The sequence below is a fragment of the Stenotrophomonas sp. 112478_Sma genome, from assembly GCF_056479905.1.
In genome coordinates this window covers 2514824-2539942 of record NZ_CM151072.1, presented here as the reverse complement: position 1 = coordinate 2539942, position 25119 = coordinate 2514824, and the positions used below count along the sequence as shown (strand labels likewise).

The 25119-nt window shown below is 68.2% G+C and carries 24 protein-coding genes; 8 read left to right on the top strand and 16 right to left on the bottom strand.

Going from position 1 to position 25119, the window contains the following annotated elements; genetic code table 11:
• Positions 1-7: 7 nt before the first annotated feature.
• Positions 8-661 (bottom strand): response regulator, encoded by a 654-nt coding sequence (locus tag ACZK08_RS11670; protein ID WP_065175264.1) that lies wholly within the window; start codon positions 659-661, stop codon positions 8-10.
• Positions 654-3683 carry a sensor histidine kinase gene (locus tag ACZK08_RS11665; protein ID WP_065182964.1) on the bottom strand — a complete coding sequence of 1010 codons (3030 nt, stop codon included), beginning with the start codon at positions 3681-3683 and terminating at the stop codon, positions 654-656. Before ACZK08_RS11665 ends, ACZK08_RS11670 begins: the two co-directional genes overlap by 8 nt.
• Positions 3684-3779: 96 nt before the next feature.
• On the opposite strand from ACZK08_RS11665, the gene ACZK08_RS11660 reads away from it, so the two are divergent.
• The 7 genes from ACZK08_RS11660 (at position 3780) to ACZK08_RS11630 (ending at position 10551) form a co-directional block, all read left to right on the top strand.
• A complete protein-coding gene (locus ACZK08_RS11660; RefSeq protein ID WP_065182961.1) occupies positions 3780-4112 on the top strand; it encodes a hypothetical protein in 333 nt (110 codons plus the stop codon).
• A 78-nt stretch (positions 4113-4190) separates the two neighbouring features.
• On the top strand, positions 4191-4607 hold the full coding sequence (locus ACZK08_RS11655; protein WP_065175261.1) for a helix-turn-helix transcriptional regulator: 417 nt from the start codon (positions 4191-4193) through the stop codon (positions 4605-4607).
• Positions 4604-5260, top strand: coding sequence for a hydrolase (locus ACZK08_RS11650; protein WP_065182959.1), 657 nt, complete (start codon positions 4604-4606; stop codon positions 5258-5260). The genes ACZK08_RS11655 and ACZK08_RS11650 overlap by 4 nt, the downstream gene beginning before the upstream one ends.
• Positions 5261-5262: 2 nt before the next feature.
• Positions 5263-5682 carry a DoxX family protein gene (locus ACZK08_RS11645; protein WP_065182957.1) on the top strand — a complete coding sequence of 140 codons (420 nt, stop codon included), beginning with the start codon at positions 5263-5265 and terminating at the stop codon, positions 5680-5682.
• A 119-nt stretch (positions 5683-5801) separates the two neighbouring features.
• Positions 5802-7649, top strand: coding sequence for an amidohydrolase (locus ACZK08_RS11640; RefSeq protein WP_196768765.1), 1848 nt, complete (start codon positions 5802-5804; stop codon positions 7647-7649).
• Positions 7628-8911, top strand: coding sequence for an alginate export family protein (locus tag ACZK08_RS11635; RefSeq protein ID WP_065182954.1), 1284 nt, complete (start codon positions 7628-7630; stop codon positions 8909-8911). The genes ACZK08_RS11640 and ACZK08_RS11635 overlap by 22 nt, the downstream gene beginning before the upstream one ends.
• Entirely contained in the window at positions 8905-10551 is a 1647-nt protein-coding gene (locus ACZK08_RS11630; protein WP_065182952.1) for an MFS transporter, read from the top strand. The genes ACZK08_RS11635 and ACZK08_RS11630 overlap by 7 nt, the downstream gene beginning before the upstream one ends.
• Before the next feature lie 105 nt (positions 10552-10656).
• Here ACZK08_RS11630 and ACZK08_RS11625 read toward each other — a convergent pair whose 3' ends face one another.
• Positions 10657-11481 (bottom strand): alpha/beta fold hydrolase, encoded by an 825-nt coding sequence (locus tag ACZK08_RS11625; protein ID WP_065175255.1) that lies wholly within the window; start codon positions 11479-11481, stop codon positions 10657-10659.
• A 187-nt stretch (positions 11482-11668) separates the two neighbouring features.
• Between ACZK08_RS11625 and ACZK08_RS11620 the strand changes: the two genes are divergently transcribed.
• A complete protein-coding gene (locus ACZK08_RS11620; protein ID WP_155761065.1) occupies positions 11669-12067 on the top strand; it encodes a DUF4124 domain-containing protein in 399 nt (132 codons plus the stop codon).
• 70 nt (positions 12068-12137) lie between these two features.
• On the opposite strand, the gene ACZK08_RS11615 is transcribed toward ACZK08_RS11620, so the two are convergent.
• The 13 genes from ACZK08_RS11615 to ACZK08_RS11555 form a co-directional block, all read right to left on the bottom strand.
• Complete coding sequence (locus ACZK08_RS11615) at positions 12138-12845, bottom strand: DUF2968 domain-containing protein (protein ID WP_065175254.1); 708 nt, start codon at positions 12843-12845, stop codon at positions 12138-12140.
• 98 nt (positions 12846-12943) lie between these two features.
• Positions 12944-15091, bottom strand: a complete 2148-nt coding sequence (locus ACZK08_RS11610) for a TadG family pilus assembly protein (RefSeq protein WP_065182950.1) — start codon at positions 15089-15091, stop codon at positions 12944-12946.
• An 8-nt stretch (positions 15092-15099) separates the two neighbouring features.
• A complete protein-coding gene (locus ACZK08_RS11605) occupies positions 15100-15555 on the bottom strand; it encodes a DUF3613 domain-containing protein (protein ID WP_065182949.1) in 456 nt (151 codons plus the stop codon).
• Entirely contained in the window at positions 15552-16430 is an 879-nt protein-coding gene (locus ACZK08_RS11600) for a tetratricopeptide repeat protein (RefSeq protein WP_065182978.1), read from the bottom strand. The genes ACZK08_RS11605 and ACZK08_RS11600 overlap by 4 nt, the downstream gene beginning before the upstream one ends.
• Before the next feature lie 5 nt (positions 16431-16435).
• On the bottom strand, positions 16436-17365 hold the full coding sequence (locus ACZK08_RS11595; RefSeq protein ID WP_065182948.1) for a type II secretion system F family protein: 930 nt from the start codon (positions 17363-17365) through the stop codon (positions 16436-16438).
• Positions 17366-17387: 22 nt separating this feature from the next.
• Positions 17388-18338, bottom strand: a complete 951-nt coding sequence (locus tag ACZK08_RS11590) for a type II secretion system F family protein (RefSeq protein ID WP_065182947.1) — start codon at positions 18336-18338, stop codon at positions 17388-17390.
• Between the two features lie 2 nt (positions 18339-18340).
• A complete protein-coding gene (locus ACZK08_RS11585; protein ID WP_065182946.1) occupies positions 18341-19690 on the bottom strand; it encodes a TadA family conjugal transfer-associated ATPase in 1350 nt (449 codons plus the stop codon).
• On the bottom strand, positions 19675-20931 hold the full coding sequence (locus ACZK08_RS11580; protein WP_065175248.1) for a CpaE/TadZ family protein: 1257 nt from the start codon (positions 20929-20931) through the stop codon (positions 19675-19677). The genes ACZK08_RS11585 and ACZK08_RS11580 overlap by 16 nt, the downstream gene beginning before the upstream one ends.
• A gap of 27 nt (positions 20932-20958) precedes the next feature.
• Positions 20959-22317 (bottom strand): type II and III secretion system protein family protein, encoded by a 1359-nt coding sequence (locus ACZK08_RS11575; RefSeq protein ID WP_065182945.1) that lies wholly within the window; start codon positions 22315-22317, stop codon positions 20959-20961.
• A gap of 18 nt (positions 22318-22335) precedes the next feature.
• Positions 22336-23379: a Flp pilus assembly protein CpaB gene (cpaB, locus tag ACZK08_RS11570; RefSeq protein WP_065182944.1), complete on the bottom strand. Its 1044-nt coding sequence runs from the start codon at positions 23377-23379 to the stop codon at positions 22336-22338.
• Between the two features lie 19 nt (positions 23380-23398).
• A complete protein-coding gene (locus ACZK08_RS11565; RefSeq protein WP_065182943.1) occupies positions 23399-23875 on the bottom strand; it encodes a TadE/TadG family type IV pilus assembly protein in 477 nt (158 codons plus the stop codon).
• Positions 23872-24417, bottom strand: a complete 546-nt coding sequence (locus tag ACZK08_RS11560; protein ID WP_065182942.1) for an A24 family peptidase — start codon at positions 24415-24417, stop codon at positions 23872-23874. The genes ACZK08_RS11565 and ACZK08_RS11560 overlap by 4 nt, the downstream gene beginning before the upstream one ends.
• Before the next feature lie 104 nt (positions 24418-24521).
• The gene (locus ACZK08_RS11555) at positions 24522-24701 is read right to left on the bottom strand and encodes a Flp family type IVb pilin (RefSeq protein ID WP_065175243.1); all 180 of its coding nucleotides are present in this window, start codon (positions 24699-24701) and stop codon (positions 24522-24524) included.
• Between the last annotated feature and the right edge of the window lie 418 nt (positions 24702-25119).

Here is a 25119-nt window from a genome sequence, read left to right as displayed (position 1 = left end):
CCGCGCGTCAATCGTGGCCGCTGTCGTCCAGGCTGATGATGCCGCGGCGCAGGGCCTGGGTGACCGCATGGGTGCGGTCGCCGACGCCCAGCTTGTCCATCAGGCTCTTCATGTGCGCTTTCACCGTCTGCTCCGAGATCTGCATGCGTTCGCCGATGCGCTTGTTCGAGAGTCCGCCGGCAACATGCCGCAGCACCTCGGTTTCGCGCGGCGACAGCCGGTCCTCCACCACGTGCGCGGCGATGCTGGCGGCCACCGCGGGTGGAATAGGCGCACGGCGACCACCGGCCACCATGCGGATGGTATCGATCAGTTCATGGCGCAGCATGTCCTTGAGCAGGTACGCGCTGGCACCGGCCTGCAGGGCGCGCACCGCGCGCACGTCGCCGCGGTAGGTGGTCAGCACGATGATGCGGGCACGCGGGTCGAGCGCGCGGATCCGCATGATGGCCTCGACACCGTCCAGCCGGGGCATCTGCAGGTCCATCAGCACCACGTCCGGTTGCAGATGCTGGTACTGCGCGATGGCTTCTTCACCGTCGGCAGCTTCGCCCAGCAGCCGCAGGTCCGGCTGGGCGCCGAGCAGGGCCGCCAGGCCGTCGCGCAGCAGCGGGTGGTCATCGACCACCAGCACGCCGATGGGAGGGGAGAGCTCAGTCATGGTCAGGTCTGCTCCAGGGCCAGCGCCAGCGCGACGGCCTTCGGTGATAGAGGCGGCGCGCGGGGACCGACAGCGCCACTTCAGTGCCCAGGCCGGGCCGCGTCCACAGCTTCAGCGCCGCGCCCAGCCGCTGCGCGCGCTCGCGCATGCCCTGCAGCCCCCAGTGGCCGGCACCGGCATGGTCGTCGGCAATGCCAACGCCGTCATCGCGGACATGCAGCAGGAAGCAGCGGGCACCGTAGGACAGCTCGACCTCGATGGCGCTGGCGTGCGCATGCCGCAATGCATTGCGGATCGCCTCGCGGCCGATCAGGAACACCTCCTCGGCAGCATCCGGCTGCAGGCGGGGCGGGGTGCCTTCCACGGTCAGGCGCAGTGGGTTGGTGCCCTGGCCGGCGTACTCAGCGTGCACATCGGCCAGGGCCGAGGCCAGATCACGACCCGCGAAGGGACCGTCGCGCAGGGCGTTGACCCGTTCGCGGCCCTCGGCCAGATTGCGTTCGGCCAGCTGCATCGCCGATTCCAGCTGGCTGCGCACGGTTTCCGGTGTCTGTGGTGACTGGCTGATCGCGTGCAGGCGCAGGATCAGGCCCTGGCTGCCCTGCAGCAGCGTGTCATGCAGGTCACGGGCGATGCGCTCGCGTTCGCCGTTGCGCTCCTGCAGCCGGGCCCGGAACAGCGCGGCCAGCTGTCCGCTGCGGATCCGTACGGCCATCACCAGCACCGCCAGCACCAGCAGCGCGCACAGCAGCTTGAACCAGACCGTCTGCATGAAGGTCGGTGCGATGCGGAAGCTGCGATGCGCCGGCACCCGGCTCCAGATGCCGTCTTCGTTGGCGGCCTCCACCTCGAAGCGGTAGCTGCCGGGGGCCAGGTTGGTGTAGTAGGCGCGGGTGCTGCTGCCGGCGTCCTGCCAGTCCTCGTCGACACCCGACAGTCGATAGCGGTAGCGGTTGCGTTCGGGCCGGGCCAGTGAAAGGGCCACGTAGTCGATCTGCAGCTGGGTGGTACCAGCGGGCAGGCGCATATTGTCACGCAGTGGTTCGTGCACGTTGCCGTACAGCACATCGCCGATGCGGACGCTTGGCGCCATGCTGTTGACGTGCGCGTGGGTCGTGTCCAGCCATGCCAGGCCCTGGTTGGTGGCCAGCCAGAGCAGCCCGTCGCCGGCCAGCACCGCCGTGGAGATCGGACCGCTCTGCAGGGCGACGCCCGGCATGCCGTCCACGGCATCGAACAGGCGCGGCGTCACCGGCAGGCCGGCGCGCAGCGCGTGCCGCAGATGCGCGCTGTCCAGACGCACCAGGCCGCGGCTGCCGTTGAGCCAGAGCCGGCCCTGTGCATCGGCCACCATGCCGGTGATGCCTTCGAGCACGCCCGCAAGGTCGGTGCGTACCGGCATGAAACGTCCGCCGCCCAGGCGTGCGGCCAGGCCCGATTCGCCGGCGACCAGCAACAGATCGCGCTGCTGCAGCAGGGCAGTCACCGGCCCCACTGACAACCCCTGCGCGGCACCGAAGGTCTCGATCGTGCTATCACCCAGATGGCGCAGGCGTCCATCGGCATACCCCAGCAGCAGCTGGCCGTTGTCGTCCATTGCCAGGGAGGAACAGGCCTGCTCGGGCAGGCGCGTTTCGCGCTGCCAACGGCCCTGCGCGTAATGCAGCACGCCGCGCTCGCCGGTACAGACCCAGGCCTGCTCGTCATCGGGAAACAGCAGCGCGTGCAGTGGCTGGCCGGTGAACGGCGCCGGCAGTGCGATCCGTGCGGTCCGGCCGTTACGCGTGCGCGCGAGATTGACCCAGTCGAATTGCCAGATCGGCGTCGGCGCGCCGCGTGCAGCGGCTTTCAGTTGCGCGCCACTGCCGTCGAGCAGCTCCCGGCGCAGGTCATAAGGTGCCAGATCCTCGCCGTAGCCATACACGCGGCCATCGCTGGCACGGACCAGCGAGCGATACGGATCGGCAGGACCGGCCGACAGCGTTTTCACGCTGCGCGCGCGGAAGCGGTTGAGGCCGAGATTGGTGCCGACCCAGATATTGCCTTCGCGGTCGGCCATGATCGGCACGGCCGACGTTGCGGTCAGGCCATCCGGTGAATCGAAACGTTCCATGCGCACGGCGCGCCTGCCATCGAACGTGACCCTGGCGACCCCACCGTGCGGGCTCATCGTCGCCCACAGCGCGCCATCAGCGGTGAACTGCAGCCGCGCAGCGACCAGCTCCGGCAGGCGGCGTGCTTCGCGCTCGTGCTGTGGCAGCACACCCTCCGCGTTGGCCAGCGGCGAGGTGCCGCGCACGCGGTCGGCCAGCCACACCTCGCCCAGCGGGCTCTCCACCAACGTGGCCATCTGCGAGACAGCGATGCCGGTGTCCTGGAAGCGGACGGCACCCGGCGCGCGTTTCCAGATCTTCAGGTCGGCCAGCACCCAGAAGGTATTGCGGCTGTCCTGCAGGACCCACTGCACGCGCCGCTCGGGCAGGCCTGCGCTGGCCGGTGGCGGCCGCCAGCGCTTGCCGTCGAACCAGCGCAGCCCGCCGTTGATGGCGGCCCAGCGGCGTCCCTGCTGGTCGCGGCTGAAGCGTGGCACCACGCCGACCGGAACCCCTTCCGCGCGCCCGAAGTTGCGCAGCTGGCCATTGGCGAACTGGCTGATGCCCGCCTGGAAATAGCCGATCCACAGCGCATCGCCATCGCCGGGCACCAGGGTGACCATGTTGGTGGAGGGAAATCGGCTGCCGGGCGGTGCGGGCTGCCGCTCGAAGCGACGCCCGTCGAAGCGGTACAGCCCGGAGCCGGTGGCCAGCCAGAGCAGGCCGTCGCGATCCTGGGCGATGTCCCAGATATCGCCGGGTGCGCCCTGTCCCACCCGCCAGGCGGTGTGCTCGTAGCCGGGCAGCCCGCTGCTCACTGCCGGGCGCTGCACGGCGTGGGCGGGCAGGGCGATGCACAGCAGCAGGCACATCAGCAACGCCGTCAGGCGACGCAGGGAAGGGAAGGGGCAGCCATGCATGCAGCGCATTCTCGCAGGTGCGGGGCAGGGCGGGGTGACCCGAACGGGGTAGGCGCCTGCCGCGGCACTCGGCTATCACGCCGGCATGGACCACAGAGACTCTCCATGCAGCGCCTGTTCGTGATGTTTCCTGACCGCGGTCCCGGCGCCGGCCTGTTGTGGCTGCGGCTGTGCGTGGTCGCAGCGCTGTGCGCGCGCCCGTCCGACGCGGGCTGGCTGACGGCTGCCTGCCTGCTGGTCGCCCTGTCGCTGCTGCTGGGGGTGCTGACGCCGCTGTCGGCGCTGCTGGCCGTGCCGTGCCTGTTCTGGCAGTCCGTGCCGTGGGCCCTGGCGTTGCTGCCGTTGGCCCTGCTGGCACTTGGGCCGGGTGCCTACTCGCTGGACGCGCGGCTGTTCGGACGACGTGTGCTGGAGCGACGGTCTCCCCCATTCGGGTAGGTGCTGCCCTCGTCCGTCGGGGGTAGGGCATCGTGCCGGCGCCCCGCACCATGGGGCACCCCGTCGTGGCACCCCTCCATGGCTACCGTATCCCGCCCTGTTCCGACCGTCGCGGCGCTGCCGCCCCGGCAGGCTGCCGCTCTGCAGCGTGCGCTGCATTACATCGATGAACACCTGTCACAGCCGATGCGGGTCACCGAGCTGGCTGACGCGGCCTGCGTGAGCCGCTTCCATCTGGTGCGGCTGTTCCGCACCGGAACCGGCGCGAGCCCACTGCGCTACGTGCGCCGCCGCCGTATCGAGCGTGCCCGCCAGCTGCTGCCCGTCGTGCAACTGCCGATGTCCTGCCTGGCGCAGCAGCTGGGCTTCTTCGACCAGAGCCATTTCGTCCGCAGCTTCCGCGCGGAGACCGGCTGCAGCCCCGGCCAGTACCTGGCTGGAGATGCAGCCCTGTCCCTTCCCCCTGCCCTTGTTCGCAACGGAGTCCATCCATGAGCGTCGCTACCGCAATTCCTGCCAAAGGCCTGCTATCGCCCACCGATCACGCACTGGTCCTGATCGATTTCCAGTCGCAGATGGCATTTGCAACCCACACGATCGACATCTCGGCGCTGCGCAACAACGTCGCGCTGATCAGCAAGGGCGCGCAGGGTTTCAATGTGCCCGTGGTGCTGACCACGGTCGCGGAGACCTCGTTCTCCGGCCCGATGTTTCCGGAGCTGCCGGTGATCTTCCCCGGGCAGAAGGTGTTCGATCGCACCTCCATGAACACCTGGGAAGACCAGCCGGTGATCGATGAGATCAATCGCATCGGCAGGCGTCGCCTGGTGATGGCCGGGCTGTGGACCAGCGTGTGCATCGTGGGGCCTGCGCTGTCAGCGCTGGAGCAGGGTTTCCAGGTGTACGTGATCACCGACGCCTGCGGCGATGTCAGCGTGGAAGCACATGAGCGGGCGATCGCCCGCATGGTGCAGGCCGGTGCGGTGCCGATGACCAGCGTGCAGTACCTGCTGGAGCTGCAGCGCGACTGGGCGCGCGGCGAGACCTATGGCCTGACCACCGGCATCGCCCGTGATCACGCGGGCGGTTACGGCATCGGCATCCAGTACGCCAAGACCATGTTCGGCGCCCAGGAAGGCGGGCACTGACCATGGATCCGGGGCTCGACCTGGCGCTGCTGATCCTGCGCGTGGCGGCGGGCGGCTTCCTGCTGCCCCACGCGCTGGGCAAGCTGTTCGGCTGGTTCGGTGGCCCTGGCCTGAGCGGTTTCGCGGCCGAACTGCGTGGCTTCGGCCTGCCGTCGGCGGCGCCTCTGCCATTGCTGCTGGCCGGGCTGCAGGTGCTGTCCGGAATGGCCGTACTGCTGGGCTGGCAGACACGCATCGCTGCGCTGGCCGCAGCGGCGTTCATCGGCTTCACCGTGCTGCTGGCCGTGCCCAAGGGCTGGTTCTGGATGCGCGCCGGCGCCGAGTACCCCCTGATGTGGACCCTCGTCCTGCTGGCCATCGCGCTGGCCGGGCCGGGAGCCTGGGCGCTGGACAGCCCCGTATTTCCCGGAGACATCGCATGAACCATGAGCCACTCGATCCCGGCCGCCGCAGCGTCGTACTGGGCACCGGCGCTGCCGTGGCGCTGGGCCTTGCCGGACAGGCCGGCAAGGCCCTCGATTCCGCCCCCAAGGAGCGCCGCATGCACACACTGGTCATCCGCAACGCCCGCATCACCACGCTCGATCCACACCGTCCGCATGCACAGGCGCTGGCCGTACAGGAAGGGCGCATCATCGCCGTAGGCAGCGATGAAGAGATCATGCGTGGTTGGGGAGCCGAAGCCACGCTCATCGACGCGCAGGGCAGGCGACTGGTGCCCGGCCTCAACGACAGTCACACCCACCTCATCCGTGGTGGCCTGAACTACAACCTGGAGCTGCGCTGGGACGGGCTGCGTTCGCTGGCCGATGCAATGGCCATGCTCAAGGCACAGGTCGATCGCACCCCGGCGCCGCAATGGGTGCGCGTGGTGGGGGGCTTCACCGCCGCCCAGTTCCACGAGAAGCGCCTGCCGACCCTGCAGGAGCTCAACCAGATCGCACCGGATACGCCGGTGTTCCTGCTGCACCTGTATGACCGCGCGCTGCTCAACGGGGCGGCGCTGCGTGCATGCGGCTACACCCGCGAAACGCCGGACCCGCCCGGTGGCCAGATCGTGCGCGATTCGCTGGGCAACCCCACCGGCCTGCTGCTGGCCAAGCCCAATGCGTTGATTCTGTATGCGACGCTGGCCAAGGGGCCACGCCTGCCGGTCGAATACCAGGCCAACTCCACCCGTCACTTCATGCGCGAGTTGAACCGGCTCGGCATCACCTCGGTGATCGATGCCGGGGGAGGCTTCCAGAACTATCCCGAGGACTACCAGGTCATCGAGCAGCTGCACCGCGACGACCAGCTGACCGTGCGTATCGCCTACAACCTGTTCACGCAGAACAAAGGCAAGGAAGTGGATGACTTCCGTGGCTGGAGTGAGATCCTGCAGCCCCGCCAGGGCGATGATCTGCTGCGCCACAACGGCGCCGGCGAGATGCTGGTGTTCTCGGCAGCGGACTTCGAGCTGTTCAGCGAACCACGCCCCGAGCTGCCGCCGGAACTGGAGCCGGAGCTGCATGATGTGGTGAAGCTGCTGGTGCAGAAGCGCTGGCCGTTCCGCATCCACGCGACCTATGACGAGAGCATCGGCCGCATCCTCGATGTCTATGAGCAGGTCAACCGCGAAGTACCGTTCGATGGACTGCACTGGTTCATCGATCACGCCGAGACCATCACCCCGCGCAACATCGAGCGGATCCGGGCACTGGGTGGAGGCATTGCGGTACAGCACCGCATGGCCTACCAGGGCGAAGCGTTCGTCGAACGCTATGGCGTGCAGGCGGCACGGCACACGCCGCCGGTGAAGCGCATGCTGGCCGAAGGCGTGCCGGTCGGCGCGGGCACCGACGCCACCCGCGTGGCCAGCTACAACCCCTGGGTCGCGCTGTCGTGGCTGGTCACCGGGCGCACCGTCGGCGGCCTGGCGCTGTATGGGGAGGAGAACCTGCTGGAGCGCGAGCAGGCCTTGCGCCTGTGGACGCAGGGCAGCGCATGGTTCTCCGGCGATGAAGCGGTGAAGGGCACCTTGAGGGAAGGCCAGTTGGCCGATTTCATCCTGCTCTCCGCCGATTTCTTCCGCGTCGAAGATGCCCGCATCGCCGACATCACCAGCGTGCTTACCGTGGTCGGTGGCCGCATCGTGCATGCCGGCGAAGACTATGCCGGACTGGCGCCGCAGCTGCCGCCGGCGATGCCGGACTGGTCGCCGGTCAACCGGTTCGGGGGGTATCACGTGAGCGGCGCGGCCACCGGCCTGGCGAAGGCGCATCACCATCACCATGGTGCGGCCTGCAGGACCCACGGTGCACACGACCATGCCGCGCGCCATGCAGCACCCAGCAATGATCTGACCGCATTCTGGGGTGCGATGGGATGCTCGTGCTTCGCATTCTGAGCCTCGCCCTGCTGGCCGCGCCGTCCCTTGCGCTCGCCTGCGAGGGGGGCTACTGCAGCGATGCCGCTGACGGCACGTTGCAGTTGGATGCCTCGATGCGTCTGCGCGGCATGTACTACGACCCGACCCGCTTCGGTATCGGCGGCGGCGAGGATGGCTACGGCCTGCTTCGCGCATTGGCGTCGGCCACCTACGGTGAACGCGACTGGAAGGCGATGCTGCAGCTGGGCGTGCACGGCGAGCGTGGGAGGGCCGGTGGACCTGGCAGGACCGATCGGGGTGCGCTGGATGTGCAGCAGGCGTACTGGCGCTGGCAGCGCGGCGGCCTGCATGTGCAGCTCGGGCGGCAGGAGGCGGGCCATGGCAGCTCGCGCCTGCTGTCGGTGCGCGACGGGCCGAATATCCGCCTGGCCTTCGATGGTGCCAGGGTCGGATGGCAGGGCGGACTGGGCATGCTGGAACTGATGGCACTGCGTCCGGTGGAGAACCGGCCGGGTGCGTTCGATGACAGTGGCGAACGCGGTGCGCATCTGTGGGGTGCCTATGCAACCACGGCGCCAGGCCAGGGTCCGGGCCAGTGGGACCTCTATCTGCTGGACTATCGCCGGGAGGACGCCCGCTTCGCGGCAGGCGCCGGCATCGAGCGCCGGCAGACTCTCGGGGCGCGCTGGTTCGGCCAGGCCGGATCGTTGGACTGGAACAGCGAGCTGGTCGTGCAGGGCGGTGAGCTGCGGACCAGCAGCGAGCAGCTTGATATCCGCGCGTGGACGCTGGCCACCGATACCGGTTGGCGTTGGCCGCAACTGCCCTTGCAGCCACGGTTGGGACTGAAGGCCGACATCGCCAGTGGTGATGGCCGCCCGAACGACGCCCGGCTGGGCACCTTCAATGCCCTGTTCCCGAAATCGGCCTACTTCAGCGAAGCCAGCCTGCTGGCGCCGGCGAACCTGATGGACGTGCAGCCAACCCTCACACTGCGGTTGCACGAATCCGTCACCACTGAACTGGGCATGCAGATGGCCTGGAAGCACCGCCGCGCCGATGCGGTGTACACCACGCCCGCACCGCTGGTGGCGTTGCCCGGCAGCGCAGGCGGCGCGCGCAGGATCGGCCGCCAGTACAAATCCGAAACCCGCTGGCAGGTCAGTGCACACTGGCAGTGGCAGCTGCAGCTGGCCTGGGTCGATGCCGGTCCTGCGCTGACGCAGGCCGGTGGCCAGGACACGTTGTTCGCCTCGATCGTTGGAGCATGGCAATGGTGAATGCACGCACATCGCAACCTCCCGCACCGGCCGCAGGTGCCTGGTCCCCGCTGAAGATCCGCATGTTCCGCTCGATCTGGCTGGCGATCCTGGCCAGCAACATCGGTACGTGGGTCAATGACGTGGCCGCGGCCTGGGTGATGGCCGAACGCACAGGATCACCGTTGATGGTGGCCCTGGTGCAGTCAGCCACAACCGTACCGATCGTGCTGCTGGCACTGGCCGCAGGAACCCTGGCCGACATCGTCGATCGCCGCACGTACCTGCTGGCCACCCAGGGATGGATGCTGGCAGTGGCGGCCTTGATGGCGGTGCTGACCTCGCTCGGCATGCTGACGCCGCAGCTGCTGGTGCTGCTCACGTTCTGCATGGGATGTGGCGCGGCGATGGCGATGCCGGCGCAGGCAGCGATCGTCTCCGAGCTGGTTCCGCAGTCGATGCTGCCGTCGGCAGTGGCGCTGAATTCGATCGGCATCAACATCGCCCGTTCGATCGGGCCTGCTGTCGGTGGCCTGATCGTCGCCCAGCTGGGAGCCGTGTGGGCCTTCGGCTTCAATGCCATCACCTTCGCTGCGATGCTGTTCGTGGTCTGGGGCTGGAAGCGTGACCCGAAGGCATCGAGCCTGCCGCCGGAAGGTTTCGGTGCCGGACTGAAGGCCGGACTGCGCTATGCCAGCCGCGCCGGGCGTCTGCAGGCGGTGCTGATCAAATCGGTCGGCTTTTTCTTCTTCGCTGCGGCGATGAACGCATTGTTGCCGGTGGTGGTGCGAGGGCAGATGCATGGCGGTGCAGGGCAGTACGGCATGCTGCTGGGCTGCATCGGCATCGGCGCGGTTGCCGGGGCGCTGCTGCTGCCTAGATTGCGCGCACAGCTGGACCGCGATCTGCTGGTGTTGCTGGCGACGCTGGCGCTGGCACTGAGCCTGGTTGGACTGGCGCTGACCCGCAGCTGGTACCTGCTGCCGGTGGTGATGCTGGTGAACGGTTTTGCCTGGATCACGGTACTGTCCTCGTTGCAGATCGCCGCACAGACGGCGGTTCCGGCGTGGGTGAGGGCACGAGCGCTGGCGCTGTACATCATGGTGTTCTCGGCAGGCATGGCCGCCGGCGGCCTATGCTGGGGCGCGCTGGCGCAGCGAACATCGCCGGAACTGGCGCTGCTGGTTGCGGCAGCAGGCGCGGTCATCGGCGGGCTGCTGGTGTGGAGGGTGCGAATCGCTGGCACCGAAGATCTCAACCTGCGCCCTGCGGGTCATTGGCCGGCGCCGGAACTGTCGGTGCCGGTCTCCAACGATCGCGGGCCGGTGCTGGTGACGATCGAATACCGCATCGATGCCGCCGACCGTGCATCGTTCCAGGCGCAGATGCGCGCGCTGGGCACGGTCCGGCGCCGCGACGGTGCGGTGGTGTGGGGCGTGGTCGAAGATGTGGCCAGCCCGGGCATCCATCTGGAGTATTTCGTGACCCCGTCCTGGCTGGAGCACCTGCGCCAGCACGAACGCATTACGGCCGACGACAAGGCGATCCAGGAAGTGCTGCGTGCCCTGCACCGTGGTGAACGCGCGCCGGTGGTACGTCATTTCGTCGGCGGGCATGACCCGTTGCCCACGGCGGTACCGCACCATCACAGCGATATCTGACAGGTAGCGCCGGGCCATGCCCGGCGGATGCTGGATACGTTCGCTGGGCAATACCCGTCGCTACCCCGCAGGAGCGGCGGCGCAGTGGGGCGCCGCCGCGGGACATCATTTGCGGGCGAACGCCAGCAGGTCGGCGTTGAAGCGATCGGCATGGGTGACGGTCAGGCCGTGCGGCGCGCCGGGGTAGACCGTCAGTTCGGCGTCCTTGATGATCTGCGAGGACAGCTTGGCCGACGCATCGAAGGGGACGATCTGGTCGTCGTCACCGTGCACGACCCATGCCGGCACGTCGATCTTCTGCAGATCTGCGGTGTAGTCGACTTCCGAGAATTCATGGATGCAGTCGTACTGGCCCTTCACACCGCCCAGCATGCCCTGCAGCCAGAACGAATCGCGCATGCCCTGGGTGACCGTGTTGCCGTCACGGTTGGCGCCGAAGAAGGGTGTGGCCAGGTCCTGGAAGAACTGCGAACGATCACCGCCGGTGCCCTTGCGGATGCCGTCGAAGACCTCCAGTGGCGTTCCGGCCGGGTTGCCCGCGGTCTTCAGCATCAGTGGCGGTACCGCACCGACCAGCACCACCTTCGCCACGCGCGCGCTGCCATGGCGGCCGATGTAGTGGGCCACCTCGCCACCACCGGTGGAGTGGCCGACCAGGATGGCGTCCTTCAGGTCCAATGCGTCGATCACCGCGGCCAAGTCGTCGGCGTAGGTGTCCATGTCGTTGCCGTCCCAGGTTTGGCTGGAACGACCGTGGCTGCGCCGGTCGTGGGCGATCACGCGGAAGCCGTTCTGGCCCATGAACAGCATCTGCGGGTCCCAGGCGTCTGAGGACAGTGGCCAGCCGTGCGCGAAAACGACCGGTTGCCCGGTGCCCCAGTCCTTGTAGAAGATGCGGGCGCCGTCGTTGACGGTGATGTAGTTGCTCATTGCGGTTTCCTTGGCGGAAGGGAAGGACGGCGGCGGCGAAGGTGGCCGTCGCCTGTGGCAGTACAGCGCAGAGGCGATGCAGTGGCTTGCACGGCTGTGCTGGATGAGCACGGATGTGACGCGGATCGCTCTGGCGCGCGGCGCTCGCCGTACCGACCATGAGTGCTGGTCGTGGGAGGGGGTGAAGATGAGGACTCTGCCGGAATGGGGGCTGCTGGCCATGCTGCTGGCGACATCCGCAGCGGCGCAGACCCAGGTCTACAAGTGCACGGACGGCGGGCGTGCGCTGTACCAGCAGACGCCTTGCCAGGGGCAGGCGGAGTGGCGCTGGGAAGTGCCCGCCGAGCAGTCGCTGCCGCGCGGCAGTGCGCCGCTCACCGCCGAGGCAACCCCCACGGGTAACGGTGGACGCAGGCCGACGCGGCGATCGGGCCGTGCACAGGGGGCGTTGATTCCGATCAGTGCGGATGCTGCGGCCTGTGCACGGGCGCGCAGGATGCGCACGGAGGCGCTGGCCAGAACGCGCCGGGCGGATTTCGTCCAGCGCAGGCAGTGGGACGATGCCGTGTTCGAGGCCTGCCGCTGAAACGGGTCGCAATCAGGCCAAAAACGACAACGGCGCCGTTCGGCGCCGCTGTCGGGTTCTGTCGGGGGATTCAGCGAACGTCGCTGGCCGCTGCCGGCGCGGGTGTGCTGTCCGGCTTCGGCAGGCTCAATTCGGGGTTGCCCTGTTCGGCCTGCAGGATCTGGATGCGGCGCTGCAGGGCGTCCAGCTGGCTGTTGGTGCTCTGCACATCGGTGCTCAGGCTGACGGCCTGCTGCTGGGCCTGCTGCAGTGACGCGCTGACCTGGGCCGACTGCGCCTGCTGCTGCTCCATTTCCTGCTGCAGGGTACGCAGGCGCTCTTCGTTGTAGGCCACCAGGCGCTCGGTATAGCGCTTGCCGGCTTCCAGGCGGGTGGTATCGATGTAGACCTGCGCGAGCTGTTCGGTCTGCTGCACGAACGTGCGATAGACCCGCTCGGCGTTGTCGACGGCATCGGTCTTGATGACGCGCCAGAAGTTCTTTTCCTGGAACAGGGCGACGTAGTAGGTCAGGGTACTGGCATTGAAAAGCAGGCTGGCGCCGTAGTTGCCGTTGTACGTGGTACGCAGTTCGGTCAGCTGGCGTGCGTCCATCAACTGCTTGAGCTCGTCCACCGTGTTGCGTACCACGGGTGCGCTGCTGCGTACCGGTTCGGCTGCGGCTTCGCGGCTGCTGCGCGCCGCCAGTGCGGACGGTGCCGCCAGCAGCATGGCCACGGCCAGCAGTGCCGCGCCGCGCGCGTGGCGGGCGAAGACGGTGCCCCCTGAAGTTTCTCGCATGTCTGGACCATCCACGGATGAGTGTGGGTTGAGATGGAAGTGTTCCCCGCCCGGGAGTCTAGCATGCGCGGCGGCGGCGCCAAGGGCGCCGGCCCGGCTCAGAACACAAGCTGTGCGCCATTGCACTGGATGGACTGGACGTTGACATCGGTGCGGCCCAGCTCCAGCCCCAGCAGGCTGGCCAGGGTCGTGCTCAGCAGGGAGCCGACGGTGTTGAGTACCGGCTTGAGCGCGGCCAGCACCGGGTTCAGCACGGTGCACAGCACACCGCTGCAGGACACGTTGTTGCCGGGCGCGGTGACACCGCCGCCGGCCGCCGCGTCGAGGAAGCCGTCCGGGGCGGTCTGGATGTACGAGGCCAGATTGGTGCGGACGCAGCCGTTGTAGTCGATCAGACTGCCCAGCAGGCTGTCGCAGCGGTTGATGAGCAGCCCGCCGACCAGTGAGCCGAGCAGCCCGTCGAGCAGACCCAGGCCCTGTCCCGTCACGGTGGCGCGGTAGCCTGCCCAGACCGAGCCATCTTCCCAGCAGGTGCCCAGCCCGATCAGGCAGGGTTTGGGCACGCCCTTCTTGACCGTCCAGTTGCCCAGCGGTGCCAGGTTGCGCGACGGGTCGCCGTCGCGCAGCAGGGGAATGAGCTGGTCGACGTTGTAGCGGCCGCCCGAGGGGAACGCTGCCTGCAGGTAGCGGTCGGCCAGTGCCTTGGCCGTGTCGTTGGCATTCATGCCCTGTGCCGGCGAGCTCAGCATGCCCGACAGGACACGCAGCAGCTCGTTGACCAGGTGCGAGACCGCGTCACCGACGGCCAGGGGATTGATCCGGGTGGTGCCGGTCTGGCCGGCGGCCAGGGTCAGGCTCTGCGTGCCGGTCAGCGCCGGCAGGGTGATCTTGTCGTTGATCAGCGGCCGTCCCAGCAGTGTCAGCAGTTGTTCGTTCTGCAAGGTGGCGTCGCAGACATTGCTCTTGGAGAAACGGTCGGCGGCATTGACCTTGCCGACGCACGCGCGCAGTACCGAGGAGTCCACCTGGATGGTGGCCGTGGGCGGTGCCGCGCTGCATTGGATGCTGGTCAGTGTTCCCATCGCGTTGGCCACGTCCACATGCAATGGCAGGTGCAGGCGCGTGCCCAGCAGGTTGAGCAGTGGCCCCACCCCGAACAGGCGGTCGCTGTCGACGTCGACCATCAGCCGGACCTGTGCGTTGTAGGCCCGCGAACCGACACCGCCGATGGCGATCGACGGCGGTTCGACAACACCTGCCTTGATATCCATGCCGAGCAGGTTGAGGTTCGGCACCGCTACGCCATTGCCATCATTGGCGATGGAGATGGCTGCATTGACCAGGTCAAGCACGTTGATCTGCGACTGCAGCGCACTGCCCACCGTGCCGTCGGGAGAGATCACCTCGGCGAACAGTCCGCCGCCGCCGTTCTGGCTGCCCAGCGCGATATTGACCCGATTGATGTCAAGGCGGGTGGCCACCAGGTCGGACAGCGCACGCAGCTGCACGCCCGCGGTGGTGCTGCGGCCGACCACCGTGGCGGTGGCGTCCACCAGCCGTGCCAGTGAAACCTGGTTCAACGACAGCAGGCGATTGAAGTCGGCCACGCTGAGATTGGCGGTGACCGGAATGCCGAGCGCATTGAGCAGGCCTGACGGTGTGATGTTGGCCTGCGCCAGTCCGTCGTACGACAGCACCGTGGCGTTGGTGACGTCCAGCCCCACCAGGCGCAGGGTGCCCATCAAGGGCGAGTTGCCGTTCGTGCGCAGCAGCTGCGAACCCACCGCGAACACCGCCGTCGGTTCCGAGCGGCGCGCCACGGCCTGTACGGTGATGGTCGGCAGGCTCTCGTTCTGGCCGAAGAACGGCAGCACGCTGCGGGTCGCAACCACCCGCACCGCATTGCGCGGATTGCTGGCGTCGACCGTCTCGCTGAAGCGGTTGCCTCCGCGTGCGGCGCTCCAGTTGCCGCAGCGGACCTGCACCGTGCCCGGGAACTGGTTCTGCGTGAGTGCGCTCTGCCGCGCTGCGCTGTTGTCGCCGTTGTTCGATGTACACAGCTCAAGTCGCTGTGCACCTGCCAGCGCCGCCAGGTCCACGACCTTCTGCGCATCGCGCTTGGCCCAGAACAGGAAGCCGACCTCGATCAGACCCAGCATGGCCACCAGTGCCAGCATCACCAGCATCATGGTGACGGACATGCCGCCGCGCGGGCGGTGGAAACGGGGCTGGCGAGAGCGGTTCATGGCATGCCTCAGCGTCCGGAGTTGGAGGTGCTCTTGGAACTGCCGACATCCGTGTCGAAGAAGGCGGGGATGTCCTGCTCGAAACTCTTCAGGTAGCGCGCGTAGCTGGCGGTGGCCTGATCACCGAGGATCGGCAGCCGCGGGCCGGCCTGTTGCCCGGACGCCTGCAGCTGGAACAGCTGGCGCGTGGCATCACCGACCTCGTTGCGCCGCGGCGCAGCCGGTGCAGCGGCCACCCGGGCAGGAGGCGCGGGCGGCATCGCGGGGGGCGGCGCAGGCGCCGCGAGGTCGACGGTTGCCAGTGCTTCGGCCTGCTGCGGCGCGATGGCAGGGGCCGCTGCCGGGCTGCCTCCCAGCATCTGGCCGGTCAGCGGCGCCTGTGGCGCCTGTGCGTGGGCTCCCGTGGCAAGCAGGCAGCAGGTGACCGCAGGCAGCAGGCGTCGGATCAGGGTCATCGCGGTCATGGCGTGTTCTCGGTCGGGTGGTCGGACGTGCCGAAGCGCTCCAGCATCGACGGCGGCAGACGGGAGGGATCGCGATCGCGGGCGTCACGGCGTGTTTCGGCCGCCAGCCGGCTGCCGGCGGGGGCGGGGGCGCGGGATGGCACAGTGGCGATCCGTGCCGTGCTGCTGGCCGCCGATGCCTGGGCTTGGCGCTGCTGCAGCCGGCTGCGGATCTGCTGGGCCTGCTGCTGGATGCTGCGCCGGGTGTCTTCGTTGAGGTTGGCCTGCGCAGCCAGGCGTTCGGCCGTGGCGTTGTCGCCGCGCAGGACCGCCCACAGCGCCAGGTTGGCGGTCGCCTTGGCGTTGCCCGGTGATAGTTCCAGTGCTTTGGCCAGCGGCTCGCGGGCCTGATCGAAGCGGCCGGCACGCAGACGCGCATACCCCAGGTCACCCAGGTAATCGGTATTCAACGGCTGCAGCTGGGTGGCGCGGGCCAGCGACAGTTCGCTGCCGGCCTCGTCATCGCGATGCGCGGCGATCAGGCCCAGGCCATGTGCCGCGGCGGCGGCCTGCGGCCCGCTGCTGAGTTCGCGGTACAGCGCGGCCGCGGCGTCGGTCTGGCCGGTCTCGCGCAGTGCATTGGCCTGCAACAGGCGCAGCGCCGGAGGATCGCCGTAGCGCTGGCGGAATGCATCCACATGCGCCAGCGAGGCGTACCAGGCCCCTTGCAGCTGCATGCGCTCGATCAGCTCAAGGTAGGCATTGCGGCTGTCCTGCGGCGCGGGCCCGGGCTCGGCCAGGGTGGGCGCGCGCAGGTACTTCGGGGTGGACGAGGCGCATCCCGCGACGGCAGCGGCAAGAGCAAACAACAGACAGGCGTGGCGCAGAGCAGGCATGACGGTCATCCCATGTTCGACAGGGTTTTGGCCAGCGCGACCAGCGCAGGCCCGGCCAGCACCAGCATCAGTGCAGGCAGCAGGGTCAGCATCATCACCACGGTCATCTTCACCGAGAGCTTGCCGACCTTCTCTTTCAGAGCATTGCGGCGCTGTTCGCGCAGCCGGATGCTGAACTGGCGCAGCGGCTCCTGCACCGCGCCGCCGTGGGCGTGCACCTGCAGGATCAACTGCACCAGGCTGGACAGGTCGTCATCGCCGTAGACATCGCTGAGCCGGCGCAGCGACTGGGCGCGAGTGCGTCCATGGGTGTAGGCGACGTTCGCCTCCTGGATCTCGCCACCGAGCACCGGCAGTGCGTCGCGCAGCTTGTCGCCCAGGGTCTGCAGGCTCTGATCCATGCTGAAGCCAACCCCCTGCAGCAGGCGCAGCAGGTCGATCAACAGCGGCAACTCGTTGTTGACGGCGCGCCGCCGCCGCTTGACCCACGCGGCCAGCACGAACTTGGGCAGCAGCAGGCCGGCGGCGAGCGCGCCGACGATCACCATGATCCGGGCCAGGCCGGTGGCATCGCTCACGGCCAGGGTCAGCGCCAGCACCAGTACTGCCAGCAGCAGGCGCAGGCCCAGATAGATCGCCGTGCCGCGACGGGTGTTCCAGCCGGCCAGATCAAGCAGCAGGCGATCCTCGCCTGCCAGCAGTGCGGCTTCCAGGCGCCCGCCGCTGAGCGTCCGGCCGAAGCGCTCCAGCCAGCCCAGTGAATCCCTGCGGGCCGCGTCCTCGTCGGCGATCGGATCACGTGGCTGCAATGCGGTCTTCAGCGTTGCCGCACTGCGGTCCTCGCGATGGCTGCGGACCCAGCCGCCCACACCGAGCAGGGCGACGCCGGCGGCCAGGACCAGCAGGGCAAGTGCGAACCAGGCAGTTGCGCTCATCGGGAACCTCCGCTGCGGATGCTCATAGCGACTTGGCCAGGCGATACAGCAGGAAACCACCGAGCAGTTCCAGGCCCAGGGCGATCAGCAGGATCTTGTGACCGAGCGGATCGTGCAGGACGGGCTGGAAGAACTCGGGGCTGGAGATCGCCATCAGTACGGCGCTGGCGGGCGGAAGCAGTCCCAGCACCCAGGCCGACATGCGGGTCTCGGACGTGGTGGCGGACAGCTCCTGCTGGGCCTGCTCCAGGTCGCGCATGAAATCGCCCATGCGCTGCAGGATCTGATCGGCGCGGCCGCCGATGCGGACGCTGACGCCCATCACCACGGCCAGCACCTTCAGCACCTCCATCCGATAGGGCTGCGCGGCGAGGTTCAGTGCGCGGTCCAGGTCCATGCCGCCCCGCGCGTATCGCACCGTGGTGTCCAGCAGCTCACGCAGCGGCGGCGTCGCCTGTTGCGACGCGACCTGGAAGGCCGACTGCAGGCTGTTGCCGAGCGCGGTCAGGCGGACCAGGTTGTCGAGGAAGTCCGGCAGCTGATGAAGCAGCTTGGCCTGCAACTTGGCGGTGCGGCGCATGATCCACAACCAGCAGCCCAGCAGGTACAGCAGCAGCGTCAGCGGCAGCATCCATGCCGTTCCCAGCCGCAGCATCGCGAACAGCGAGAGGGCCAGGCCGGGCACCAGCAGCATCAGCGGCACCTTCCAGCCGGTGGCGAGGCCCGCGCGTTGCAGCAGGCCATTCCAGGGCAGCGCGCGACGGCCAGCTGCTGCCGGCAGCGGCCGCGATCCATCGTTGGCCGCAGCCGCGTTGCTGCCCGGGCCCGCGCTGCCACGTGCCAGCTGCTGTTCGGCATGCTGCAGGGATGCCTGCCGCTGTTCGCGGCTGTTGGCGGTGCCCCACAGCCATACCGCCAGCGCCAGCAGCACCGACACGATGCTCAATACGCCCAGCAGCAGGCCGGTCCCCATGTTCAGTAGTCTCCGTAGAGGGATTCGCGCAACAGTTGGCGGAACGGCTCGAGCTTGTGCGAGTGCGGCTGGAAGCCCAGCCCGATCCAGCGGTCGGTCTCCTTGCCACTGCCGTCGATCTGCACTTCGTGGCGGAACATCTCCTGGGTGGTGATCAGGTTGTCGCTGACGCCGGTGATCTCGGTGATCGATACCAGCACGCGCCGGCCACTGCCGAGGCGCGAGATCTGCACGATGAAATCGATCGCGCTGGCGATCTGCCTGCGCAGGCTGTCTTCGCTGCCCTGGAACCCGGCGAAGCCGGCCAGCATCTCGATGCGATAGAGACAGTCGCGCGGCGAGTTGGCATGGATGGTGGCCATCGAGCCGTCGTGGCCGGTGTTCATCGCCTGCAGCATCTCCAGCACTTCCGCGCCGCGCACCTCGCCGACCACGATGCGGTCGGGGCGCATGCGCAGGCTGTTGCGCACCAGGTCACGGATGCTGACGGCGCCCTGTCCCTCCGCACCACCGATGCGGCTCTCCAGGCGCACCACGTGCGGATGGTTGAGCGAGAGCTCGGCGGTGTCCTCGACGGTGATCACGCGCTCGGTGGGTGGCACGTAGCTGGCCAGGGCGTTCAGCAGCGAGGTCTTGCCCGAGCTGGTGCCGCCGGAGACGAGGATGTTGCAGCGACCCAGCACCATCGCCTTCAGCAGCGCCTGCATCGGCGCATCGAAGGTGCCCTTGGCCAGCAGTTCATCGGGCGTGAACGGGTCCTTGCGGAACTTGCGGATGGAGACCATCGGGCCGTCCACCGCCAGCGGCGAGATGATCGCATTGAGGCGGCCGCCGTTGGGCAGGCGCGCATCCACCATCGGGTTGGAGTCATCCAGGCGCCGGCCAAGTGGCGCGAGGATGCGGCGCAGGATGCGCAGCAGATGGGTGTCGTCGGTGAAGCGCTGGGTTGCGCGCTTGAGCTGTCCGCCCTGCGAGACGTGCACATCCTTGAAGCCATTGATCAGGATGTCTTCGATGGTGGGATCATGCAGCAGGTCGTCCAGCGGGCCGAAGCCGGTCAGCTCCTTGACCAGGCCCTCGGCCACCACCTGCATCTCCTCTTCATTGATCGGGATGCGCCACTCCTGGATGAAACCCACGGTCTGCACCTGCACCCAGCGCGCGATCGTGTCCGGTGCCCAGGAATCGATATCGATGCGCTCGTCCTCGATGCTGTTGAGCAGGTGCTCATGCGCCGCGGACAGCACCTTCTGGTACTGCTCGGTCTCTGCGAACGGCAGATTGCCCGCAACGTGGTCAGGAACGGTGTGGCGGGCGACGGCGTGCGGAAACGGGGTTACTTTGTCTTCCATTGCGATCCACCCAGGGCAAGGGCAAGTCTTTCCCGCAGGCCGTGCGTCTGGACCGGGCATGCAGCCGGATCCAGGCGTTGGACGAGCGGGGCGAGGGCACGCAGGTACGGATCACGCGGCGCGTCCTGCAGCAGCAGGTGGCCGTGGCTGGCGGAGGCACGTACGCGTGGTCGTTCGGGGAGCGTGGCCAGCAGTGGAAGCTCGAACCGTCGGGCGATCTGCTCCGGGCTCATGCCGCTGCTGTCGTCATGGCGGTTGATCACCAGTTGCAGGCGCTTCTCCCGTTCGCGCTGGCCGGACAGATGCTTGAGCGCATGGTCAAGCGAGACCAGAGTGGCAATCGAAGCGTCCGCGACCAGCCAGATCTCGTCGGCCTGGTCCAGCAGCAGCGGTGGCAGTTGACGCAGCGGGCAGCCGCCGGCGTCGCACAGCACGCTGGCAAACACGCCGCGCAGCCGCTGCAGCAGGGCGCCCGGATCGGACGGTGGAAGCGCATCGCTGCCGCTGGCGCGGTCGAGCAGGACCAGTCCGCTGTCATGGCGCGCCATCGCAGTGCGCGCCAGGGTGGCGTCGATGCGGCTGGCATTGCGCAGTGCGTCTTCGTAGTGGAAGCGGCTGTCCAGATTGAGGTAGAGCGCCAGGTCGCCTGCCGGCTGCGCCAGTTCCAGCAGCAGACCGTCCTGGGTGCTGGCCTCGCCCTGCGCCAATGCATGGGTCTGTTGTGCAAGCACGGCCAGATGCGCGGCCAGTGTGCTGGTGCCGACCCCGGCACGTACGCCCAGCAGCAGGATCAACCGCGCCTTGTGCGGCTGGTGCGCGGCAGCGGCGGGCCGGGGCGAGAGCGCGCGGCGCAGCGCGGCCTCGATGCCGGTGTTGTCGCTGTCCAGGTCGAGCACATCGCGCAGGCCGGCGCGCAGCGCCATCACCACGCCTTCGACCTGCCCGGCACTGGTGGCGCCAACGGCGACCAGCGCAAGGTCCGGCTGGGTCTGCTGCAGCTGCTGCGCCAGCACGGTCGAGGCGGCGGCGTGCTCGGGGCGGAAGTCGAGCAGTACCAGATTCTGCGGACCGCGTTGCAGGTCCTGCGCGGATGTCGGCTCACCGCTGTCCTGCCAGTGCAGGGTGGTGGCAGGCGGCAGCTTGGCCGCCAGCCGCGGCAGCAGTTCGCGATCCATCCCGTACAGGACCAGGTTCATCGGCGGTCCTTGCGGATGCAGCGGCTGGGCAGTGGCGTAGGGCATGGGCGTGGTATCGCAGGCATCATGGATTCAACGTGAGAAACCGGGCACCGGGTCCTGGCTGACCGGACCCAGCAGCCAGGAACCCCACTCAGGCAGGTTGGGCCGGGCCTCGCGCTCGCCTGGCAGTGCCAGCTCGGCATTGCGGGCGAGGGGCTGCACCAGCCGTGGCGTGACGATGATCACCAGTTCCTTGTCCTGGCGCTTGTAGTCGAAATCGCGGAAGAACGAGCCGATGATCGGCAGGTCGCCCAGCAGCGGGATCTTGTTCACCGTGGAGGCGACCGTCGAGCTGACGAGACCGCCGATCACGAAGCTCTCGCCATCGCCCAGTTCCACCGTGGTATCGGCACGGCGGGTGCTGATCGACGGAATCTGCACACCGTTGAGGGAAATGGCGTTGGTGTAGTCGAGGTCGCTGGCTTCCGGCGCCACCTTCAGGGCGATGCGGTTGGGCGCGAGCACGGTCGGGGTGACGGTCAGGCCGATGCCGAACGGCTTGTAGGTGATGGTGGTGGTCCCCAGGCCCTGGGGTTCGAGGATCGGCAGTTCACCACCGGCGAGGAAGCTGGCGCTCTGGCCGGACAGCGCGACCAGGGTCGGCTCGGCCAGCACCCGGGCCATGCCATTGGACTGCAGCAGATCGAGGTCCGCATTCCACAGGCCCTTCGTCGAGCCGAACACCAGGCGGAAGGCCGACGAGATGGGCGATTCCGATTCGTTGCTGGAATTGCCCTCCTGCATGCCGGGCAGCACGCCGGTATTGCCCGGCAGGATGCCGCCCGGACGAGCGAAGCCATAGGCAAAACCGCCGTTGCGGTTCTGGAAGCTGATGCCGACCTGTTTCAGCGCGGTCTTGTTGAACTCGACCACCTTCACCTCGACCTGGACCACACCGCCGCTGGCGATGGTGGAGGCATCGGCCAGCTGGCCATCCTTGCCCAACGCCATCGCGGCCGCCTTCTGTTCCTGCATGTGCGAGAGCGCGCTGTCGGTGCTTCCCTGCAGCAGGCCCTGTTGGTCCTGCTGGGTGAACACCAGGCCGCTGGAACCCGCATCGGCCGCCCCCTGCACCGCGCTCTGCACGCGGACCTGCACGCGCTGTGGCTCCGACTGCTTGCGGTGCCACAGCAGCAGGGTGGTGGTGCCGGGGGCCTTGCCGACCAGCAGCGCCTGGCGCTGGCCACGCAGCATCACGATATCGGCGACGCCCGGATCGGCGATGGCCACCCGTTCCAGGTCCGTGGGCAGTGTCCATGGCCGCTGTTCGCGGGCCTGCAGCACCAGGTCGTCAGCAGCCACGCTGGTCGCAGGCGCCAGCAGCACCAGCAGCAGAGCGAGCCAGCGCTGGCGGGAGGAGGGGCTTGGACTCTGGCGACGTTCGGTCATGGAAGCTCTCGGTGCAGGTCAAAGGGAGCCGCGGGGCGCAGAACCATCGCCGCGGATGATCTCGATTCCGGATGCGCGCGGTGCGCTGCGGCGGGCGGCGGGGGGCTGTGCGGGGGCGTCGTTCACCGTGCGTGCGCGTGCGCTGCTGCGGCCGGCCAGGGCATCGCCATCGATGCCGGCGAAGGCGTGGTTCTCGGGGCGCTGCAACGCCAGCTGCTGTTCCGCGTCCAGGCCACGCAGCGGATCGATCACGCCTCGCGCCTGCGGGAACAGGGCCAGGTCGGGCTGGCCGGCGTCGGCGGGATTGCGCAGCGCGAGGTAGAGCTTGCCCTGCTGCGCGCCCAGCAGCAGCCGGTTGGCATCGGCCACCGGCACCGCCAGCACGGCGCTGCGGGCCGGCTGGGCTGCGTCACCGCTACTGCCGCCACCGCTGCTGGCGTTGCTGGTGATATCTGCCGCGCGCGGGTCTGCACGGTTGCTGGCATCGGCGCTGGCATTCGTGCTGCCCGTGTTCGGGGCGATGTCCTGCTGGCCATAACTGAGCACGCGCAGGCGCGACAGCAGCAGGCGGGTCTGTGCGGCGTCGGGTGCCGCGTTGTAGCTGGCAGGTTCGCTGCGCAGGTTGAGGAACACATCGACGAAATCGCCTGGCAGGATACGGTTGCCGGCACCGACCAGTTCATCCACCGGCACCGCCAGTGCACGCTCGCCGGGCCGCAGCTGCAGCGAGAAGCCCTGTGCCAGCACCGCGTCGCTGATGGTGCTGCCTTCGGCGATGTCCTGCACCGGCACCTTGCCGACCACGGCGGCCAGGTCGGCGACGGCGCCCGGCACGGCCGCGCTTCGACGCGCCAGGCGCACGCCATTGGCAGTGATCGGTTCACCGGCCGGCAGCCGGGCGATGGCCTCGACCACCGTAATGGCCTGTGCGTCGGCCTGAACGACCGGAGCCGCGCTTTCCACCGAAGGGGCGGGCCTGCGGCCGATCACGAATGCGATCAGCGCCAGCAGCACCGCGAGTGCGATCAGAGCGATGGCGGCGATGCGGGTCAACTTGAGCATGGAACCGTCTCCTGTACCGTCAGTTGCCGGAGCCGAGGTCGAGCTGGGCGACCGCGACGCTGCGGATGGGGGCCTGCATCACCCAGCCGTAAAGCGTGGCGGTGCCGGGGAAGAAGGGGTGGGCGGCGTAGTCGTAGCGGACGGTGACCGTCATGCACTGCGCGGTTGCCATGCCCGCGCACGGTGCCTGCGCCGAGACCTGGATCGGACCGGTGCCGCCTGCGCTGCAGTCGGGGTTCTGCCTGGAGAACTGCAGCAGCCATTGCATCGACTGGCGTGCTGCGACGCACGCGGCGGTGCGTCGTTCGTTGGCGGTTCCGAAGCGCAGCGATGCGCGCGCGCCTTCGGCAGCGGCCGTTGCAAGCGTCTGCTGGGCAGCCATGATCAGCACGCCGGAAAAAGTGAACAGCAGCAGCGGCACCAGGCCGAGGATCATCATCAGCGCGTATTCGACGGCAACCACGCCACGCTGGCGCCGCGGACCGAGGGTGTTCATGCGAGACCTCCGTAGGTCGTGGCCAGGAGCCAGCCGATCGCCGCCAATGCGAGGTAGGCCGCATAGGGAATGCCGCGGCGCCCCTGGCGGGCAGCCTCCATTCCGCGCAATGCGGGGTGTGTCTGCCATTGCTCGCTGGCGCGCGATACCTGCAGCTGCACGCGCATCGGCAGGTGCATGCCCAGCTGACGCCCGAGCAGGATCGCCACTGCGTGGGCGCCGGCGGCAAGGCTGGCCACTACCCATATCGGCAGCAAGGCATGCCATCCCAGCAGCAGGCCGAGCACGGCAAAGAATTTCACGTCGCCTGCGCCCATCCAGCGTAGTGCGTAGAAGGGCAGGAGCGCGAGCAAGCCGGCAACGGCACCGAGCAGGTGCGCCGGCCATGGCAGTCGTGGCTCACCAAATTGCCCGGCGACGAGCAGAGGTATTGCGAGTGCGCACGCAGCCAGCAGCCAGGCATTGGGCACCCGGCGGGCATACAGATCGCTGATCGCGATCCGCAGGCACACACCGATGGCCAATAGTCCCAGCAGTGTCATCGCACTCCCCTTCGTCCGTCACTGGACCGTCTGCAACCGCATCCCGGCCTGCGGCCACCGTGGTCGCGGATGGCGCGACCAGCGGTGGTGCGTCCGCAGGTCGCTCAGGTGGTTGCTTCGGTGGCGATTGCCGAAAGGCGGGTGAACAGCGTGGTGAAGAATTCCGTGATCTGGGTGCGGCCCACGGCAATCAGGATGCCGGCGATCACAGCGGCCAGCAGCCCGTACTCGAGTGCGGTCACGCCATCTTCTTCTTTCAGGAACTTGCGGATGGAAGCGTTCATGACGGTTGTCTCCCTCTACCTGTCAATGGCAACAAGACACCTGCATCGGCCGGTTGCCCGACTCCGTCGGGACCGTCCATGGACCTCTGCCATCCTGGCGGAGGTGGCAATGCGGGACTGTCCCGCATCGCTAAAGCAGGGTGATCTCCGCCAGGGAGTGCAGCGACCGCGCATGTGCGACCGCGCGGCACCAGGCCGGTGGTCGCAACGTCATCGAGCAGCGCGTGCATCGTCATGCTGTCCCCTGGGTGTGACCGCATCGGAGCGGTTCGATCACCGTGATACCGACTTTGCCTGAATGGCGGCCGGGTGCAACCGGAACCTATATGCAAATTCGGCAGGAATCTCTTATTCCTGATAATCGGTTGCTTATTCTGTGATGAAGCGCCGTTCCCAGGCGTAACGATTCATCGTGATG